The organism is Methylobacterium sp. J-088 (assembly GCF_022829295.1).
In the GTDB taxonomy this organism is placed as follows: domain Bacteria; phylum Pseudomonadota; class Alphaproteobacteria; order Rhizobiales; family Beijerinckiaceae; genus Methylobacterium.
The window spans coordinates 1-16,687 of the sequence record NZ_JAKSYH010000278.1 but is presented as its reverse complement, the minus strand read 5'-3'; the positions used below and the strand labels follow the sequence as shown (position 1 = coordinate 16,687).

At 66.5% G+C, this 16,687-nt stretch carries 15 protein-coding genes and 1 tRNA gene; 12 read left to right on the top strand and 4 right to left on the bottom strand.

What is annotated here, in order from left to right; genetic code table 11:
• Nucleotides 1-154 precede the first annotated feature (154 nt).
• Nucleotides 155-613 (bottom strand): DUF6163 family protein, encoded by a 459-nt coding sequence (locus tag MKK63_RS30065; protein WP_244008057.1) that lies wholly within the window; start codon nucleotides 611-613, stop codon nucleotides 155-157.
• A gap of 205 nt (nucleotides 614-818) precedes the next feature.
• Between MKK63_RS30065 and hemB the strand changes: the two genes are divergently transcribed.
• From hemB to MKK63_RS30020, 9 genes are all read left to right on the top strand, one after another.
• Nucleotides 819-1,877: a porphobilinogen synthase gene (gene hemB / locus MKK63_RS30060; RefSeq protein WP_244008055.1), complete on the top strand. Its 1,059-nt coding sequence runs from the start codon at nucleotides 819-821 to the stop codon at nucleotides 1,875-1,877.
• Entirely contained in the window at nucleotides 1,874-2,242 is a 369-nt protein-coding gene (locus tag MKK63_RS30055; RefSeq protein WP_244008053.1) for a hypothetical protein, read from the top strand. The genes hemB and MKK63_RS30055 overlap by 4 nt, the downstream gene beginning before the upstream one ends.
• 85 nt (nucleotides 2,243-2,327) lie before the next feature.
• Nucleotides 2,328-2,816: an RDD family protein gene (locus MKK63_RS30050; RefSeq protein WP_244008250.1), complete on the top strand. Its 489-nt coding sequence runs from the start codon at nucleotides 2,328-2,330 to the stop codon at nucleotides 2,814-2,816.
• A gap of 124 nt (nucleotides 2,817-2,940) precedes the next feature.
• Nucleotides 2,941-3,687 carry an arginyltransferase gene (locus MKK63_RS30045; RefSeq protein WP_244008051.1) on the top strand — a complete coding sequence of 249 codons (747 nt, stop codon included), beginning with the start codon at nucleotides 2,941-2,943 and terminating at the stop codon, nucleotides 3,685-3,687.
• 103 nt (nucleotides 3,688-3,790) lie between these two features.
• A complete protein-coding gene (gene purB, locus MKK63_RS30040; protein WP_244008049.1) occupies nucleotides 3,791-5,098 on the top strand; it encodes an adenylosuccinate lyase in 1,308 nt (435 codons plus the stop codon).
• 53 nt (nucleotides 5,099-5,151) lie between these two features.
• Complete coding sequence (locus MKK63_RS30035; RefSeq protein WP_244008047.1) at nucleotides 5,152-6,009, top strand: D-amino-acid transaminase; 858 nt, start codon at nucleotides 5,152-5,154, stop codon at nucleotides 6,007-6,009.
• A 98-nt stretch (nucleotides 6,010-6,107) separates the two neighbouring features.
• Entirely contained in the window at nucleotides 6,108-6,440 is a 333-nt protein-coding gene (locus MKK63_RS30030) for a hypothetical protein (protein WP_244008045.1), read from the top strand.
• A gap of 143 nt (nucleotides 6,441-6,583) precedes the next feature.
• Entirely contained in the window at nucleotides 6,584-7,876 is a 1,293-nt protein-coding gene (locus MKK63_RS30025) for an adenylosuccinate synthase (RefSeq protein WP_244008043.1), read from the top strand.
• Nucleotides 7,877-8,156: 280 nt separating this feature from the next.
• The gene (locus MKK63_RS30020) at nucleotides 8,157-9,560 is read left to right on the top strand and encodes a histidine kinase (protein ID WP_244008041.1); all 1,404 of its coding nucleotides are present in this window, start codon (nucleotides 8,157-8,159) and stop codon (nucleotides 9,558-9,560) included.
• A gap of 389 nt (nucleotides 9,561-9,949) precedes the next feature.
• Here MKK63_RS30020 and rpoH read toward each other — a convergent pair whose 3' ends face one another.
• Both rpoH and MKK63_RS30010 read right to left on the bottom strand, forming a co-directional pair.
• Entirely contained in the window at nucleotides 9,950-10,843 is an 894-nt protein-coding gene (gene rpoH / locus MKK63_RS30015; protein WP_244008039.1) for an RNA polymerase sigma factor RpoH, read from the bottom strand.
• A 235-nt stretch (nucleotides 10,844-11,078) separates the two neighbouring features.
• Nucleotides 11,079-12,083: an RluA family pseudouridine synthase gene (locus tag MKK63_RS30010; RefSeq protein ID WP_244008037.1), complete on the bottom strand. Its 1,005-nt coding sequence runs from the start codon at nucleotides 12,081-12,083 to the stop codon at nucleotides 11,079-11,081.
• Nucleotides 12,084-12,185: 102 nt separating this feature from the next.
• On the opposite strand from MKK63_RS30010, the gene MKK63_RS30005 reads away from it, so the two are divergent.
• Nucleotides 12,186-12,261 (top strand) — tRNA-Glu (locus MKK63_RS30005).
• Nucleotides 12,262-13,755: 1,494 nt separating this feature from the next.
• Here MKK63_RS30005 and MKK63_RS30000 read toward each other — a convergent pair.
• The gene (locus MKK63_RS30000) at nucleotides 13,756-14,268 is read right to left on the bottom strand and encodes a sigma-70 family RNA polymerase sigma factor (RefSeq protein ID WP_244008035.1); all 513 of its coding nucleotides are present in this window, start codon (nucleotides 14,266-14,268) and stop codon (nucleotides 13,756-13,758) included.
• Between the two features lie 372 nt (nucleotides 14,269-14,640).
• On the opposite strand from MKK63_RS30000, the gene MKK63_RS29995 reads away from it, so the two are divergent.
• Nucleotides 14,641-16,104, top strand: a complete 1,464-nt coding sequence (locus MKK63_RS29995; protein WP_244008033.1) for a helix-turn-helix transcriptional regulator — start codon at nucleotides 14,641-14,643, stop codon at nucleotides 16,102-16,104.
• Nucleotides 16,105-16,399: 295 nt separating this feature from the next.
• A partial coding sequence (locus MKK63_RS29990) for a CsbD family protein (RefSeq protein ID WP_244008031.1) occupies nucleotides 16,400-16,687 on the top strand: 288 nt, incomplete at its 3' end.

Here is a 16,687-nt window from a genome sequence, read left to right as displayed (position 1 = left end):
TCGCCGTCTGATGCCGCGGTATCCGTTCAATGCGGTGCCGCTGATGTTGGCTAAGCTACCGCTTGGGAATGAAAGGCGATTTAAGCGACAGGATGAATTGCCGATTTACGCTTTGCGGTAAAGACAAACTGAAGCGAAGATCAGAACGGTTCGTTCACCGTGCTTCCTGCGCGGCGAGGCAGGACAGCACGAAGTACAACAGCACGACACAGCCACCGAATACGAGTAGCGGGATCGGCACGGGCAGAAGTTGCGGGGTCAGCACGGCGAGCGTCAGCGCTGAGGTCACGGCAAGCAGCCAGATGACGCCGCCCCAGGCGCTGGTCAGCCACAGACCGATCGCCGCCGCGGCATCGACCACTGCGAAGTAGACGATCGCCGCCTGCCGGCCGAACGGCTCGGACTCGAACGGCCGCACCCCGGGGATCACGTCGAGGATGGTCGCCCAGGACGCGAGACTCTTCATAAGCCAGATCAGCGCCGTGATCCGCATGAACCAGATGAGGGCCATATCCCACGCGCCGGGGGCCGGGCCTTGGGCGCGCTCGATCCGGTCGGTCGGGATCTCGCCCGGCCGCGGTGTTTTGCGTCGGATCGGGAAGGAGCCCGGCACTACGACGCGCTCTGGGCGGGGAGGGGCCGGTGCATCATCGGGGCCGGGTCCTGGCTGAGAGTGGGTGCGCGGGTTGAAGCGGTTTGGCGAGTCTGCGTCAACGGTTGGGTTTCGCCGGCTCGCTCCCGTGTGTTAGTCCGGCGCCTCCGGCGCGCCTGCGTCGAGCGATCCGCGGCGCCGGCCGCGCGAACGGTAGCGAAGCTGCATGTCAGACATCTTGCCCGAGCCGCGTCCCATCGCCCTGGAGGCTGCCCGGGAGGGCGCCCGGGTCGAGGGCCTGAAGATCACCCAGCGGCCGCGCCGTAACCGCAAGGCGGATTGGTCGCGTCGCCTCGTCCGCGAGCACACGCTCACCGTCGACGACCTGATCTGGCCGATGTTCGTGATCGACGGCGCCGGACGGCGCGAGCCGATCGCCTCGATGCCGGGCGTCGAGCGCCTCTCGGTGGACGAGATCGTGCGCGATGCCGAGCGCGCGGCCCGGCTCGGGATTCCAGCGGTGGCCTTTTTTCCCTTCACCGAGGTGTCGCTGCGCGACCCGACGGGCTCCGAGGCGCTCAACGCCAACAACCTGGTCTGCCAGGCGGTGCGGGCCGTGAAGCGGGCGGTCCCGGAAATCGGCATCATGACCGACGTGGCGCTCGATCCCTATACCAGCCACGGCCATGACGGCCTGATGCGGGACGGGGCGATCCTGAACGACGAGACCGTGGCGGTACTCGTGGAGCAGAGCCTGATCCAGGCCGAGGCCGGGACCGATATTATCGCCCCCTCAGACATGATGGATGGCCGCGTCGGGGCGATCCGGGCCGGGCTCGACAAGGCCGGATTTCTCGACGTGCAGATCATGGCGTACGCGGCCAAATACGCGAGCGCCTTCTACGGCCCGTTCCGCGACGCGATCGGCACCAAGGCCGCGCTCGTCGGCGACAAGCGCACCTACCAGATGGATCCGGGCAATTCCGCCGAGGCGCTGCGCGAAGTGCGTCTCGACCTCGACGAAGGGGCTGATTCGGTGATGGTGAAGCCGGGCCTTCCCTATCTCGATATCATCCGCCGCGTCCGAGACGAATTCCAGGTCCCGACCTTCGCCTATCAAGTGTCGGGCGAGTACGCGATGATCGAGGCGGCCGCCCGGAACGGATGGCTCGACGGCGACCGTGCGATGGTCGAGGCGCTGCTCGCGTTCAAGCGGGCCGGAGCGGACGGCATCCTCACCTATCACGCCCCCCGGGTCGCCGAGCGCCTGCGCAACCATCCGTGAGGCCCGCGCATCGCGGGCTGCTGGCGGCGGCGATCGCAGCCGGCTTCCTCGGCGGGCTCGCCACTTGCGACGACAACCGGCGCCGCGAGCGAGTCGCCACCTGTCGCCGGGCGCTCCCGGCGGTCGCGCCGGAGGCCGGGATCCGACTGCTGCGCGCCGCTCCCGGAGCGACGCCCGATACGGTCCGCGTCGATTACCTCGATGGCAATCGCCAGCATTGGCTGACCTGCCGCTTCGATGGGGGCTCAACCCTGTTGGCGCTGGCGACCGAGAACAGCACCCTGTCGGGACCGGCGCTCTACATGCTGAAGCGCTTCTATCTCGACACGCCCGACGCGACGGCCGCTGATCCGGCCGGGCACTGAAGGGGGAGGCTGCGCACGCCTCTTGCGTCTTTCTGATATCGCCACCACTTCACGACGCGCAGCCTCGCTTGCAGGACGCGACATGATGCAGAACACGCAACCCGGTTACGCGGCGCGCTTCGTTGCGCCCGGCTACGCCACATCCTTGCCCGTACCCTTCGTACGAGCGAGCCTCGGCGCCCGCGCGGTCGCCTATCTCCTCGATATCCTGTTCATCTTCGGCTTTACCGTACTGCTCACGCTGCTGATCACGGTGGTCGGCGTTGTGACCTTCGGTCTTGGCTGGACCCTGTTCGCGATCCTGCCGGCAAGCGGCATCATCTACAGCGCGATCACGGTCGGCGGCCCACGGCAGAGCACGATCGGGCAGCGGCTGATGGGCCTGCGGGTCGTGGCGCCGGAAAGCGGCGGGCGGGTCGACATCATTACCGCGGCCGTCCACGCGCTGCTGTTCTACGTCGCAATTTCGACGTTCCTGCTCTGGTGCGTCGACATCGCCTTCGGACTGGTGCGGTCCGATCGTCGGCTTGCACACGACCTTCTACTCGGTGTTGCCGTTGTCCACGCCCCCTGAGGTCTCCGTGTCGCGGTGAAAATCGCGCACGGCAACAGTTCGGGGCATTGAGCCCGGCCGTTCCGCCGTTACACTGGTTTGCCGGCGCCGACAGTTTGCTTCCGGCGCAGGGTCAATCAGAAGCGTGACCAGCCATCCGCGCGACACACCGCAATTCTATCTCACCGCGCCCTCGCCGTGCCCGTACCTGCCGGGCCAGGAGGAGCGGAAGGTGTTCACGCACCTCGTCGGCCGGCGTGCCCGCGACCTCAACGAGATCCTGACGCAGGGCGGTTTCCGCCGCTCGCAGACGATCGCGTATCGGCCGGCCTGCGAAACTTGCCGGGCCTGCGTCTCCGTTCGTGTGGTGGTGAACGAGTTCGAGCCGAGCGCGAGCCAGCGCCGCATCCTCAGCCGCAACGCGGACTGGATCGGAACACCGGAGCCCAACCGGCCGGCCTCCGAGCAATACGCCCTGTTCCGCCGCTACCTCGACGCGCGCCACGGCGACGGCGGTATGGTCGACATGACGGTGCTCGACTACGCCATGATGGTGGAGGATAGCCACGTCGACACGCATCTGGTGTCCTACCGGCGTCGCGGGCCGGACACGGCGATCACCGGGCACGGCTCCGGCCCCCCCCTCGCTTTCTGTCTGACCGACGTCCTCGCCGACGGGCTGTCGATGGTCTACTCGTTCTACGACCCCGAGGAGGCGTCCCGCTCGCCGGGGACGTTCATGATCCTCGATCACATCCACCGGGCCCAACGCCTCGGCCTGCCGTACCTGTACCTCGGCTACTGGGTCGAGGGCTCGCGCAAGATGGACTACAAGTCGCGCTTCCTGCCGCAGGAGCGCCTGATGGGCCAGGGCTGGGTGCGGGCCGACTGAGGCTCCACCGCCGAAGCGCCCCGGAAATGACGGATCTGCATTGAGCGGCCGGGGCAGCGCGTGCTACCGGCCTCGCACGTATTCCGGACCGCGCCGAGGCCCCATGATCCCCCGCTACAGCCGCCCCGCGATGACCGCGATCTGGTCGCCTGAGAGCCGCTTCCGGATCTGGTTCGAGATCGAGGCCCACGCCACCACGGCGCTGGCCGAGATCGGCGTCGTGCCGAAGGAGGCTGCCGAGACCGTCTGGGCCAAGGGTCGTTACGCGGTGTTCGACGTCGCCCGCATCGACGCGATCGAGGCGGTGACCAAGCACGACGTGATCGCGTTCCTCACCCATCTCGCGGAAATCGTCGGGCCGGAGGCGCGCTTCGTTCACCAGGGCATGACCTCCTCGGACGTGCTCGACACCTGCCTCAACGTGCAGCTGGTGCGGGCCGCCGACATCCTGATCGCCGATGTTGATGCTCTGCTCGACGCCCTCAAGGCCCGGGCCTTCGAGCACAAGCTGACCCCGACGATCGGCCGCTCGCACGGCATTCATGCCGAGCCCGTGACCTTCGGGCTGAAGCTCGCCCAGGCCCATGCCGAATTTCAGCGCAACCGCCGCCGTCTGGTTGCGGCCCGGGAGGAGGTCGCTACCTGCGCGATTTCCGGCGCGGTCGGTACCTTCGCCAACATCGACCCGCGGGTCGAGGTCTACGTCGCCGAGAAGATGGGGCTGACGGCCGAGCCGGTCTCCACCCAGGTCATCCCGCGGGATCGCCACGCGCAGTTCTTCGCGACGCTCGGCGTCGTCGCCTCCTCACTGGAGCGGCTGGCCATCGAGATCCGTCATCTCCAGCGCACCGAGGTGCTGGAGGCGGAAGAGTTTTTCTCCGAAGGGCAGAAGGGGTCCTCGGCGATGCCGCACAAGCGCAACCCGGTCCTCACCGAGAACATCACAGGCCTCGCCCGGATGGTCCGCGGTTACGTCACCCCGGCCCTGGAAAACGTCGCCCTCTGGCACGAGCGTGACATCTCGCATTCCTCGGTCGAGCGGATGATCGGCCCCGACGCCACCGTGACCCTCGACTTCGCCCTGGCGCGGATGACCGGGGTGATCGAGAAGCTGCTCATCTACCCGGCCAACATGCAGAAGAACCTCGACCGGCTGGGCGGTCTCGTCCATTCGCAGCGGGTTCTGCTGGCGCTCACACAGGCGGGTGTCTCGCGGGAGGACTCCTACCGTCTGGTCCAGCGCAACGCGATGCCGGTGTGGCGTGGGGAGGGCGACTTCCTCGAACTCTTGAAAGCCGATTCGGAGGTGACGGCGGCCCTGTCGCCCGAGCAGATCGAGGAGTGCTTCGATCTCGGCTATCACTTCAAGCACGTGGACACGATTTTTGCGCGGGTGTTCGGCGTGGCCTGAGGGCGCCGCACGATTCCTGCTTCAGGCCAGCGACGAACACAGGAAGGCTGCCCGTGACCGCTCCCCGTACCGTCTACCTCAACGGCGAATTCCTCCCCTTCGAGCAGGCCCGCGTGCCAATCATGGACCGCGGCTTCCTGTTCGCCGACGGAATCTACGAGGTCTCGGCGATCCTCGACGGCAAGCTTGTCGACAACGCCGCCCATCTCGCGCGCCTCGACCGGTCGCTCGGCGAGATCGGTATCCGCAACCCGCACGATGCCGCGGGTTGGGAGCGGTTGCAGACGGAGCTCGTCGCCCGCAACGGCGTCACCGAGGGCCTCGTCTACATGCAGGTGACCCGAGGTGTCGCCGAGCGCGATTTCGCCTTCCCCAAGGGCGATGTCACTCCGACCGTTATGATGTTCACGCAGGCCAAGACCGTGCTGGCCAACCCGCTCGCCGAGACGGGCGCGCGGGTGATCACGGTCGAGGATCTCCGCTGGAAGCGCCGGGACATCAAGTCGGTGGCGTTGTTGGCCCAGGTGCTGGCCAAGCAGCAGGCCGCCGAGGCCGGCGTCGCCGAGGCCTGGATGGTCGAAGACGGGGCGGTGACCGAGGGCTCGTCGTCCACAGCTTTCATCGTCAGCCGCGAGCGCGTCCTGGTGACCCGGCCGTTGTCGACCGCGCTGCTGCCCGGTATCACCCGGGCCTCGGTGCTGCGCCTCGCACAGGAAGCCGATCTGCGGATCGAGGAGCGGCTGATCCCGGTCGTGGAGGCTTACGAGGCTCAGGAAGCGTTCTACACCAGCGCCTCGGCCTTCGTGATGCCGGTGGTTCAGATCGACGACCGGACGATCGGTGAGGGGCGGCCCGGTCCGGTTACCCGGCGCATGCGCGAGCTTTATATCGCGGCTGCGCGGCAGGGTTGAGAGCCCCCGCCGGTCGATCGGGAAGCGGCGCGCCCCAGGAACGGATGCCGCCCCCGACTGTTCCTCCCCGAAATCGGAGACGAGAGGGGAGACGGATCGTGCCGAAGATGTTCCTGTTTGCTGCACTGGCGGCGACACTGCTGACGGTTCCGGCCTACGCGCAGAACCCTGACGCCCCGCTGAAGGGCCGCGACACGGATCCCGCTTTGCCGCCGCCGACCGAGATGCCGGCCGAGCGCGTGCGCCCGAGCCCGGACTCGCCGCCGCAGGATCAGTCGCTCAGTGACAAGCTCCAGCAGAATGACGGGGTCATCAAGCCGCCAGCCAATGGAACCACGGGAACGGTGGTGAAACCCGATCAGTCCGGCTCCATGCCGGTGATCAAGCCCGATGAACTGCCGGGGCGTGCGCCGGGCACGGAGGCAAAGTAGTCCGCTGCGATCTGGTCGCGGGTGCGTTATGCGGGCGAATTGCTTGATTTCGCTGCTCGGATCGCGGAAACGGCTGACGACGTGCGCCGCCTGCACCCGTGGGTGGCGCCGTCCCGGTTTCCGTCGCGGGTAAGCAGGCAGACATGGCCAACGTCGTCGTTGTGGGCGCCCAGTGGGGCGACGAGGGCAAGGGGAAGATCGTCGACTGGCTCTCCGAGCAGGCCGACATCGTGGTTCGCTTCCAGGGCGGGCACAATGCTGGCCATACGCTGGTCATCGATGGCGTCACCTACAAGTTGGCGCTTTTGCCCTCCGGCGTGGTCCGCGGCGGCAAGCTGTCGGTGATCGGCAATGGCGTGGTGGTCGATCCCTGGCACCTCGTGGACGAGATCGATCGGATCAGGGCGCAGGGCGTCGAGGTCTCACCCGCCTCCCTGCGAATTGCCGATAACGCCACGCTGATCCTGCCCCTGCACCGCGAGCTCGACCATTTCCGCGAGACCGCCAATGCTGGCCTCAAGATCGGCACGACCAAGCGCGGCATCGGCCCGGCCTACGAGGATAAGGTCGGACGCCGGGCCATCCGTGTGGTCGATCTCGCCGATCCGGAGGCGCTGCCCGCCAAGATCGAGCGGGTGCTGACCCACCACAACGCCCTGCGGCGCGGCCTCGGGATCGACGAGGTGAACGCCGAGGCGCTCCTCGCCGAGCTGAAGGCGATCGCGCCGAAGATTCTGCCCTACGCCGACACCGTCTGGGCGCTGCTCGACGAGGAGCGCCGGGCCGGCAAGCGCATCCTGTTCGAGGGCGCGCAGGGGGCTTTGCTCGACGTCGATCACGGCACCTACCCGTTCGTCACCTCGTCCAACATCGTGGCCGCCCAGGCCGCGACGGGCTCGGGCCTCGGTCCGGGGGCGATCGGCTACGTGCTCGGAATCGCCAAGGCCTACACCACGCGGGTGGGGGAGGGGCCTTTCCCGACCGAGCTGTTCGACGAGATCGGCGAGACGATCGGCAGCCGCGGTCGCGAATTCGGCGTCAACACCGGGCGTAAGCGGCGCTGCGGCTGGTTCGACGCCGTGCTGGTGCGCCAGACGGTGCGGACCTCGGGCATCCACGGGATTGCGCTGACCAAACTCGACATCCTCGACGGGTTCGAAGAGATCCGGGTCTGCACGGGCTACCGGCTGGACGGGCAGACCATCGACCATCTGCCGGCGAGCCAAGCCGCTCAGGCACGTGTCGAGCCCATCTATGAGGTGATCCCAGGCTGGTCCGAGACCACGGCGGGCGCCCGCTCCTGGGCCGACCTGCCGGCGCAGGCGATCAAGTATGTCCGCCGGATCGAGGAGTTGATCGGCGCGCCCGTGGCGCTGCTCTCAACATCACCGGAGCGCGATGACACGATCCTCATGCACAACCCGTTCGAAGACTGACGGATCGCACGCTATCGCGTTGACGACGCATCATTTTGAACGACCCGCCCATATCCAGGCCGCGCAGGCGTGATCTAGAACGGGTGCGGGGCTCGACACCCGTTTGCGCGGCGGGCGGCCATCGACGAACCGACCAGCGTTGGGCCGCGGCCCCGCGCGAAGCGGACACGACATCATCGGCCGAGGGCCGCGGCCGATCCTAGCGGGATGGTCGGATCCCTCGGCTCCCGGCCATCGACCGGTGCACCGGCCGGCGGCCGTAGGGGCGGATCAGGGGCACATGGCCGATTACTACCCGCTTCTGGCACGCGCGCTCGATGCGCTGCCGGATCGAACGCCCGCCCTTCGCAAGGCGGTCTACGACCGCGCGCGCCATGCCCTGATCAGCCAGCTCCGATCCCTCGATCCGCCGCTGTCCGAGGCCGATATCGATCTCGAACGCCGGGCTCTGGATTCCGCCATCGAGCGGCTGGAAGTGGATCACGGCGGGCTTCCGGCCCCGGCCAACGATGCCGCATTGGCGGCCGGCCCGGAGCCAGTTCCGGCTCCGGTCGCGCCTGAACCGGCGCCATCCGAACCTGCGCCTCCGCGGCCGCAAATCTCCGAGCCAACGCTGCCTGCGGCCAAGCCGCCATTCGAACGCGCTGTCGCACCGCCGACATCCGTTCTGGAGCCCACGGATGAGCCGCGCGAGGCTCCGATCACGATCGCCCCGCCGCGGACCGGTTCTTCCCCGAGCGTCGCGGCCGAACCGAGCGAGTTTGCCGACGGTCCGTCACCGGTGGACGAGCCCGATCTCGGCGCCGTAGTCGCCGATGCCGGCAATGGCCGCCAGCGTCCACGCATCGAAGTTGTGCCTCCGCGGGCCGAACGCTCGCGGTTGCTACGCAATTTTTTCGTCGGCGGCATGCTGGCCGTGGTGATCTCCATGATCGCCGTGGCCGCCTTCCTGCTCCGCGACCGACCCCAGATCCTCCCGTCGAGCGGGACCGAGACCGCGGACACGCAGCAGCCGGACGGGGAGGCCAAATACGGCGACCGCGTCGGCGGCGATGCCGCACCTGCCCCGCGGCCCTCACCCCGCCCGAACAGCGCTCCGCCTCAGCGTGCCATGGCACCGTCCTCGGACTCCGCGGTATCGGTCGCCCAGAGGGCCGAGCTGATCGAAGAGGTGCAGGGCACCGAGAACGCTCAGCCGACACTGCTGTCGGGCCGCGTCACGTGGCGGCTCGATACGGTCAACGGGGATCAGGGGCAGCCGCTTCAGAACGCCGTGGTGGCGACCGTGACGATTCCCGATGCGGGGCTCACACTGGTCATGACCATCCAGCGCAATCTCGATGCGACCCTGCCGGCATCCCATACGGTTAATCTGGCCTTCAGCCAGACCGGCGGCGGTGACGTTCGGACGATCCAGGATATCGGCCTGCTTCAGGCAAAGGACGACCAGAACGCCCGTGGCTCGCCGGTCTCGGGTCTTCCCGTCCGCGTCCGCGACAATCTGTTCCTCATCGGCCTATCGTCGCTGCCCAACGACGTCGAGCGCAACACGGATCTTCTGCTCCACAAGAACTGGTTCGATCTGGCTTTGCGCTACACCTCCGGACGGCGTGCGGTCTTGACCTTCGAGAAGGGCTCCACGGGTTCACAGGTGATGCAGAACGCCTTCGCGTCCTGGCAGTGAAAACCTGCGGGTGGGCGTGCGGCCGTTGAAAGCCTCCGCTTGTGGAGACTTCGCCGAAGCGACGGCCAGTCTTGCCACGAAAACCTGCGACTGGCTCATGGCCTGAGCGGTGTATGCTATGGCGGACAAAGTACGCGACTTGCCGCTAGCATTACCGAAAGGGCAGAGGGTCTCCTCTCCCGAGCGGGAGAGGGACAGGGCAAAGCATAAGAACTCACTGGAAGGAGCGAGACCTGTCGGCGCTTCGAGGATGAGCCCGATCCTGTGGGTTCTCGTCCCCCACCCCAACCCTCTCCGGCACGGGAGAGGGGGCTTGTCGAGCTTGCCAACCCTGTTGACCGACTATCGCGCACCGTGGGCGTGTCGAAGCATCTTCGTACCTAGAAACGTCAGTGCGCCTCGATACCCGTACGCGGCAACTCGCGGTTCGCGATGTTGCGCTTGACCGCTTCCTGCACCTTCTCGAAGGCGCGCACCTCGATCTGCCGAACGCGCTCGCGTGAGACGCCGAACTCGCCCGAGAGATCCTCCAGCGTGATTGGATCCTCGGCAAGCCGCCGGGCTTCAAAGATGCGACGTTCGCGCGGGTTAAGAACGCTGAGGGCGTCCCGCAGGGCCGAGAGGCGGTTCTGCCCCTCCTGCTCGTGGGCCAGCACGGTCTCCTGGCTGGGTGAATTGTCGACCAGCCAATCCTGCCACTCGCCCTCCCCCTCCTCGCGCAGGGGGGCGTTGAGCGACGTGTCGCCGGACAGGCGCCGGTTCATGTCGATCACGTCCTGCTCGGGCACGCCGAGGCGGGTGGCGATCTGCTTCACCTGATCGGGCTTGAGATCGCCCTCGTCGAGGGCCGAGATCTTGCCCTTGGCCTTGCGCAGGTTGAAGAACAGCTTCTTCTGGTTCGCCGTGGTGCCCATCTTCACGAGCGACCACGAGCGTAGGATGTATTCCTGGATCGCAGCCTTGATCCACCACATGGCGTAGGTTGCGAGCCGGAAACCCTTGTCGGGATCGAAGCGCTTCACCGCCTGCATCAGACCGACATTGCCTTCGGACACGACCTCACCGATCGGCAGGCCGTAGCCGCGGTAACCCATGGCGATCTTGGCGACGAGGCGCAGATGCGACGTCACGAGGCGATGCGCGGCTTCACGGTCGCCGGCGTCCCGCCAAGCCTTGGCCAGCGTGAACTCCTCCGTCGGCTCCAGCATCGGGAACTTGCGGATCTCGTCGAGGTAGCGCGACAGGCCACCTTCGTTGGCGAGCACGGGCAGCGCACCGGCCATGGCTTTCTCCTGGACCTAAGTCCCCCTGACGGGCGGACGCGACGGGCAACAGTGCCGTCCACTTGGGCCGCTCTTGAGCCGACCCTGCCGGCCACCCATCTCGTACGGGTCGCCGGGGCCGGTCGCGATCGAGGACACCTACGTCGTCATCAACGCGCAATCGGCCAAATCAGTTTGTACCATGGCACGATGTGACGCGGTACGGGGTGTAGTTTCGCACGCGTGCCGTGCCGGATTACAGGCTGGTCCGGTCCGGGCCATCCGCGCGCAACTGCGTCACCAACGCGGTCAGCTCCGGCGGCAGCGGACTCTCGAACCGCAGCGTCACGCCGGTGCGCGGATGGCTGAACCCGAGCAGCGCGGCATGGAGCGCCTGTCGCCCGAGCGCCGTCAGCGCGGCACGCGCGTCCGGTGAGAGGCGTGACGCCTTGGTGCGGAACCCGCCGCCATAGACAGGATCGCCGAGCAGCGGATGGCCGCGGTGGGCCATGTGCACGCGGATCTGGTGGGTCCGCCCGGTCTCCAGCCGGCACTGGACCAGGGAGGCGTCCGGATAGGTCTCGGTGACCGAGTAATGCGTGATGGCGTGGCGGCCGGAGGTATCCGAGACCACCGCGATCTTCTCACGATGGAAGCGGGAGCGTGCCAGATTCGCGCTGATCGTACCTGTGCGCGGCTGCGGCAGGCCCCACACGATCGCAGCGTAGGCACGCTCGAGGGGGCCAGTGCGGCCGTGATCGGCGAACTGAGCGGTCAGACCCTGATGCGCGGCATCGTTCTTGGCGACAACGATCAGGCCGCTCGTATCCTTATCGAGGCGATGGACGATCCCGGGCCTGCGCACGCCGCCGATCCCGGAGAGGCTGGCTCCGCAATGGGCGATCAGCGCGTTCACCAGGGTCCCGCTCTCGTGCCCGGGCGCAGGATGCACCACGAGACCGGCCGGCTTGTCGATGACGATCAGGTCGTCGTCCTCGAACACGATCGGCAGGTCCGTTTCCTCCGCCGCCGGTTCCGCCGGTATCGGCGGGGGCAGGGTCAGGACGATGCGGGTCCCCGCCGCGACCTTTGCCGCTGGATCGCGCATCAACGCCCCATCCCTGCTGACGTGACCCTCGCGGATGAGATCCTGCAACCGTGCGCGAGATAGATCCGCAAAAAGCGCCACCAGGGCGCGATCAAGCCGGATGCCGCCCTCGGCTACGGTGCCGACGCGTTCCTCGATGCTGTTGTCCACCACGTCTCCGATCCGCAACCTATCCGCCCCGCCGATGCGAATTTCCCAGGAAGGCACTTGCTCCACGGGCGGGTGGTGGCTATAGCACCCCCGCGCCGCCGGAAAGCTCCCATCGTCTAGCGGTCTAGGACGTCGCCCTCTCACGGCGAAAACAGGGGTTCGATTCCCCTTGGGAGCGCCACCGGCGCATGTCTCCGGAATTTTGATAGAAGCTTTACAGGAAGCGGGGCATCGTCCCGCTTTTCTGGCGGGACCGCCCTGGTCATTGGCGAAGCGCTTCCGACGCTACTGGCGAGCCCAGCATGCTGAGCGCACCACCGCCGGAATGTCTGACCGGATCCGCAGGCGCGGATCGATATGATGTCGGTCGTGACCCGCGACCTGTTCCACGCCAGTCAACGCGGACCCACCAGTAGGCCGCCTCGCGAATGCTCGCGGCCGATTCCGGCGGGATCTTGATGTTTCTCGGGACAGGCGCCCTCGGCGCCTTCGTGGTCGGCTGCGCCATGGGCCGGGAACCGCATCAGGCCGCAGCAGCTGCGTCTCCGTCGAGAGCCAGATCGCCACCGCCTCGCTCGTTCGGACGCAGGAGGTATCTGTGTCTGCTGAAACCGAGCTTTCGACGCCGCGAAGTTTAACCCTCAATCGAGCACAGGTGCGGATCGCCGCAAGGTTGTATTTACAGTCAATAGCTATCTTAGGTTGCATAACGTCCGCGCGAAGTCAGCCGAGATGACGATGGCCTCTCCTTTCACGCCGGAACATAGGCGCCATTCACCAATCGCGAGCAGTCGAGGGACCCATGACGTTCCCGGCGTTCGTATTTGTACGTCATCGTTAACGCTTCAAGTGTTGAGTGTTTTTCTGAAAATTCTACTCTTGATATCGAGCCTTCCAGTGCTCGTCATTGCACTGGTCGCTGAGAGGTTCTTGTGCAACAAGCCAACCTTGCAGCGCACCATGGCCGGTGCTTTTGTGGCTCTCAGCGTTGTCAACGCAGCCGGGTTGGTTCTGACGATCCTGTATCATCTGCTTGCCTGAGATAAGCATCGAGGACACCGCTCTACGCCTATTCAGATCCTCATAAACGCCGACGCTTTTGTGATCGCCTTCATTACCCTCGGGCTCTGAGAAAGCAGCTGGACGCGTCCGGCGGGTATCCTACGACGATGGCCTTCCCGCGCAGACGCTGCACACCGACTTGATCTCACGGGGTAAAGCCGCCCGGGCCCAGCGTGGAACCAGCGACGCTACTGGAACGGGCACTCACGCGTTCGAAAAGGCTTGGGGTCACACTCGTGTCCCGAGGGGTCGACACGCTGATGCGTAGGCGACCGTCAATCCTGCAGATCCGGGCCGGCAGGGTCGCCCGGTGGCACGTCCGGCCCGGGGCCGGGCCGCTCGCCGTCGAGCGGGTTATCGATGGGTTCTGAGGGCTCGTCCGCGCCGAGGGGACGCTCGCGCGGCGGCGGTGCCGGATCTGGTCGCCCATCGCCTGACGGTGGCTCCCCCCGTCGAGCTGCATGCAGCCTGTGGGGTCCGAGACTCCACGCAGAAGCCGGGCCGAGTGAGGGCGAACTCGCTCGCTCAGCTCTCGGATCACTCCACGTGCCGCGGGCAGACAGCGCTGAAACGATGGGTGCCCCCTGGAGGGGCATCGACGAAGAAACGGACGTCATGCGCCGAGTTCCCGAGTCAGGCGTTCGCGGGCTCTGCTGACGCGGCTTTTCACGGTGCCGGACGGACAGCCGATCACGCTCGCGGCAGCTTCGTAGGGCAGACCGTCGACGGCGACCAGCATCAGCGCTTCCCGGTGGGCGGGTTCGAGCCGGCCGATCGCCGCCTGAAGATCGCGCAGGCGGAGCGTGTGATCCTGCCGGGGCGGTTCAGAAAGGTTGGCCGCGTGCGCGCCGTCGGGGTCCGGCACTTCCCGACTGCGCTTGCGACGTCCGTTGATGAAGCCGTTGCGCAGGATCGTGAACAGCCACGCCACCAGGCTCGTCCCGGGCTCGAATCGTCCGCGGTGCTCCCAGGCCTTCAGAAGGGTCAACTGCACGAGATCGTCGGCCTCGTTGCCGTCGAAGGTCAGGGACAGCGCGTAGCGGCGCAGCCGTGGAACGAGGCCGATCAGGTCATCCTTGAAGGCGTTCGGGACCTGGCGGCGCGTGTCGGCCGTATCCAACGCCACAGAGAGCCGTCCGAGCACCGCACCGAGAGGCGAAGCTGGATCAACTGCAGCAACTTCTGGATAGTATTCGCGTAACCGTACCCCGAGATCTCCAGGGACAAAAGCATGATGGTGCCCGGCAGCGTCGGCCGCGTCGCGCAGTTCATCGGCGGGTTGCACGTCGGGATCACCGGTTGCGATGAATGGTAATCGACGCTGCTCGGCTTATCGCGCTTTCGCAACGGCCAGAACTTATCTCTGGTCGATCTCGATGGCGTCAATGATGCAGGTATACCAGTGAAAAGTTCGCCTTCACTGGAACCCGCTTGCGCGCAACCCGTTTGAGCCGTTGCGCTGGATAGGCGCCGCGGATCAGAGGGAGCCGGATCGGCCGTGACGGTGGGCGTGGACAGGCATGAGCTCCGACAGATCATCGCCGGCTTGAGCGAGGGCGTGATCCTGGTCGAGCCCGATCAGACCATCGCGTATGCCAACGAGGCTGCCCTGGCGATGCACGGCGTTCAGAGCCTCGACGAGCTCGGCCAGACGGTGGACGCCTACCGCGATCGGTTTTCGCTGCGCTACCGCAACAACAATACGCCCAACCACTACCCGATCGAGCGCGTCGTGGCCGGCGAGACCTTCCACGATGTCGTCGTCGAGGTGAAGCGGGCCGACAAGCCGGAGCTGGACTTCGTCCACTGCCTGCGCAGCTTGGTCGCCACCGACCGCGAGGGCAAACCGAGTTGCCTCGCCCTGATCCTGAAGGACGTTTCCGATCAGTTCGAGGCCGAGGAGCGCTTCGAGGCGACCTTCAACGCCAACCCGGCGCCCGCCATCATCACGCGGCTGTCCGACCTGCGCCACGTCAAGGTCAACACCGGCTTTCTTGAGATGACCGGCTTCACACGCGATGCCGTGATCGGCCGCAGCGTCTACGAAGTCGATGTCCTGGCCAATGCCCGCAACCGCGAATTGGCGATTTCCCGGCTGCACGAGGGCGGGACGATCCCGCAGATGGAGGCGTGCCTCGACCTGCCCGATGGCGGCTCGCGGTTCGTGATCGTGGCGGGCCAGCAGATCGAACTCGGCGACGAGCCCTGCATGCTGTTCACCTTCGCCGACCTCGAACTGCGCCGGAAGGCCGAGACCGCCCTGCGCCAGAGCGAGGCGCGCTTCGCCACGGCGTTCCGAATGACGCCGGTGCCGACCGTACTGGCGCGCTCTCAGGATGGCTGCGTCACGGGCATCAACGACGCCTTCGGGCGCGTGTTCGGTTTCGGCGAGGATCGAATCGTCGGGCGCAGCCTCGATGAAGCGGGCCTTTGGATAAAGGACGCTCAGCGCCTGCGCTTCGATGCGGCGATGGCCGAAAGCGGCTTCGTGTTCGGCGTCGAAGTGTGTCTGCGCCACGAGAGCGGGACCAACCTCGATTGTCTGGTCTCGGCCGAGCGGGTCACCATCGACGATGGGGATTTCATCCTGATGGTGCTGCAGGACATCACCGATCGCAAGCACACCGAGCGCGAGTTGTTCGACGCAATCGAAGCCGTGATGGCCGATACGTCGTGGTTCAGCCGCGGATTGATCGACAAGCTGGCCAACCTTCGTCACCCGGGTCGCGAGAACGCGGACGGATCGATGCCGAGTCTGACGGTGCGCGAGCGGCAGATCCTCAACCTGATCTGCTCCGGCCTGAGCGACTACTTGATTGCACGCAAGCTCAGCCTCTCGCGCAACACCGTGCGGAATCACGGGGCAGCGCTCTACCGCAAGCTCGGTATTCACAAGCGCAGCGAAGCGATCATATGGGGTCGCGATAACGGGTTTCCGCTCACGAATAATGAGCAAACTTAACTACCGTACCGGTATAGATGAACTATTGATCGGTTAAGCGTAGGACACATCTTCGGGACAACCCAGGCGCATCGAAAACGGAATGCCGAAGGCTCGAGCGGAAGAATTCGGGTCCGAAAGGCTCTCCAACGGCTCGATGCGACGGGCCATCAGCAAGTTGACCGGGGATCTTTGGACTGACGCCGAGGGGTAGTCCCAACGGCGGAGCCCGAAGTCGACGGAAAGCCGGCAGCGCTGCGGGTCATGACAGCCCACCGCTCTGCTGCGGAAACACACCAGGAGACAGGAGAACGACATGGTCGACACGGACCGGATCACGGGCGCCGCGAAGGAACTCGGCGGTAAGGTGCAGGGCGCGGTGGGCGACCTGCACGGCTCGCAGCGGCACTCGGCCGAGGGCCGAGCCCGCGAGGCGAGCGGCAAGCCCGAGAACCTTTACGGCCAGGCTAAGGACACCGTGCGCGCCGCGGCCGGGCAGGTCGCCCACACCGCCCGTGACCTCGGCGGACGCCTCCGCGAGACCGTGGGCGGCCTCGTCGGCGCCGACGACATCGAGGACCGGGCCCGCCACGCCCAGGGTGCG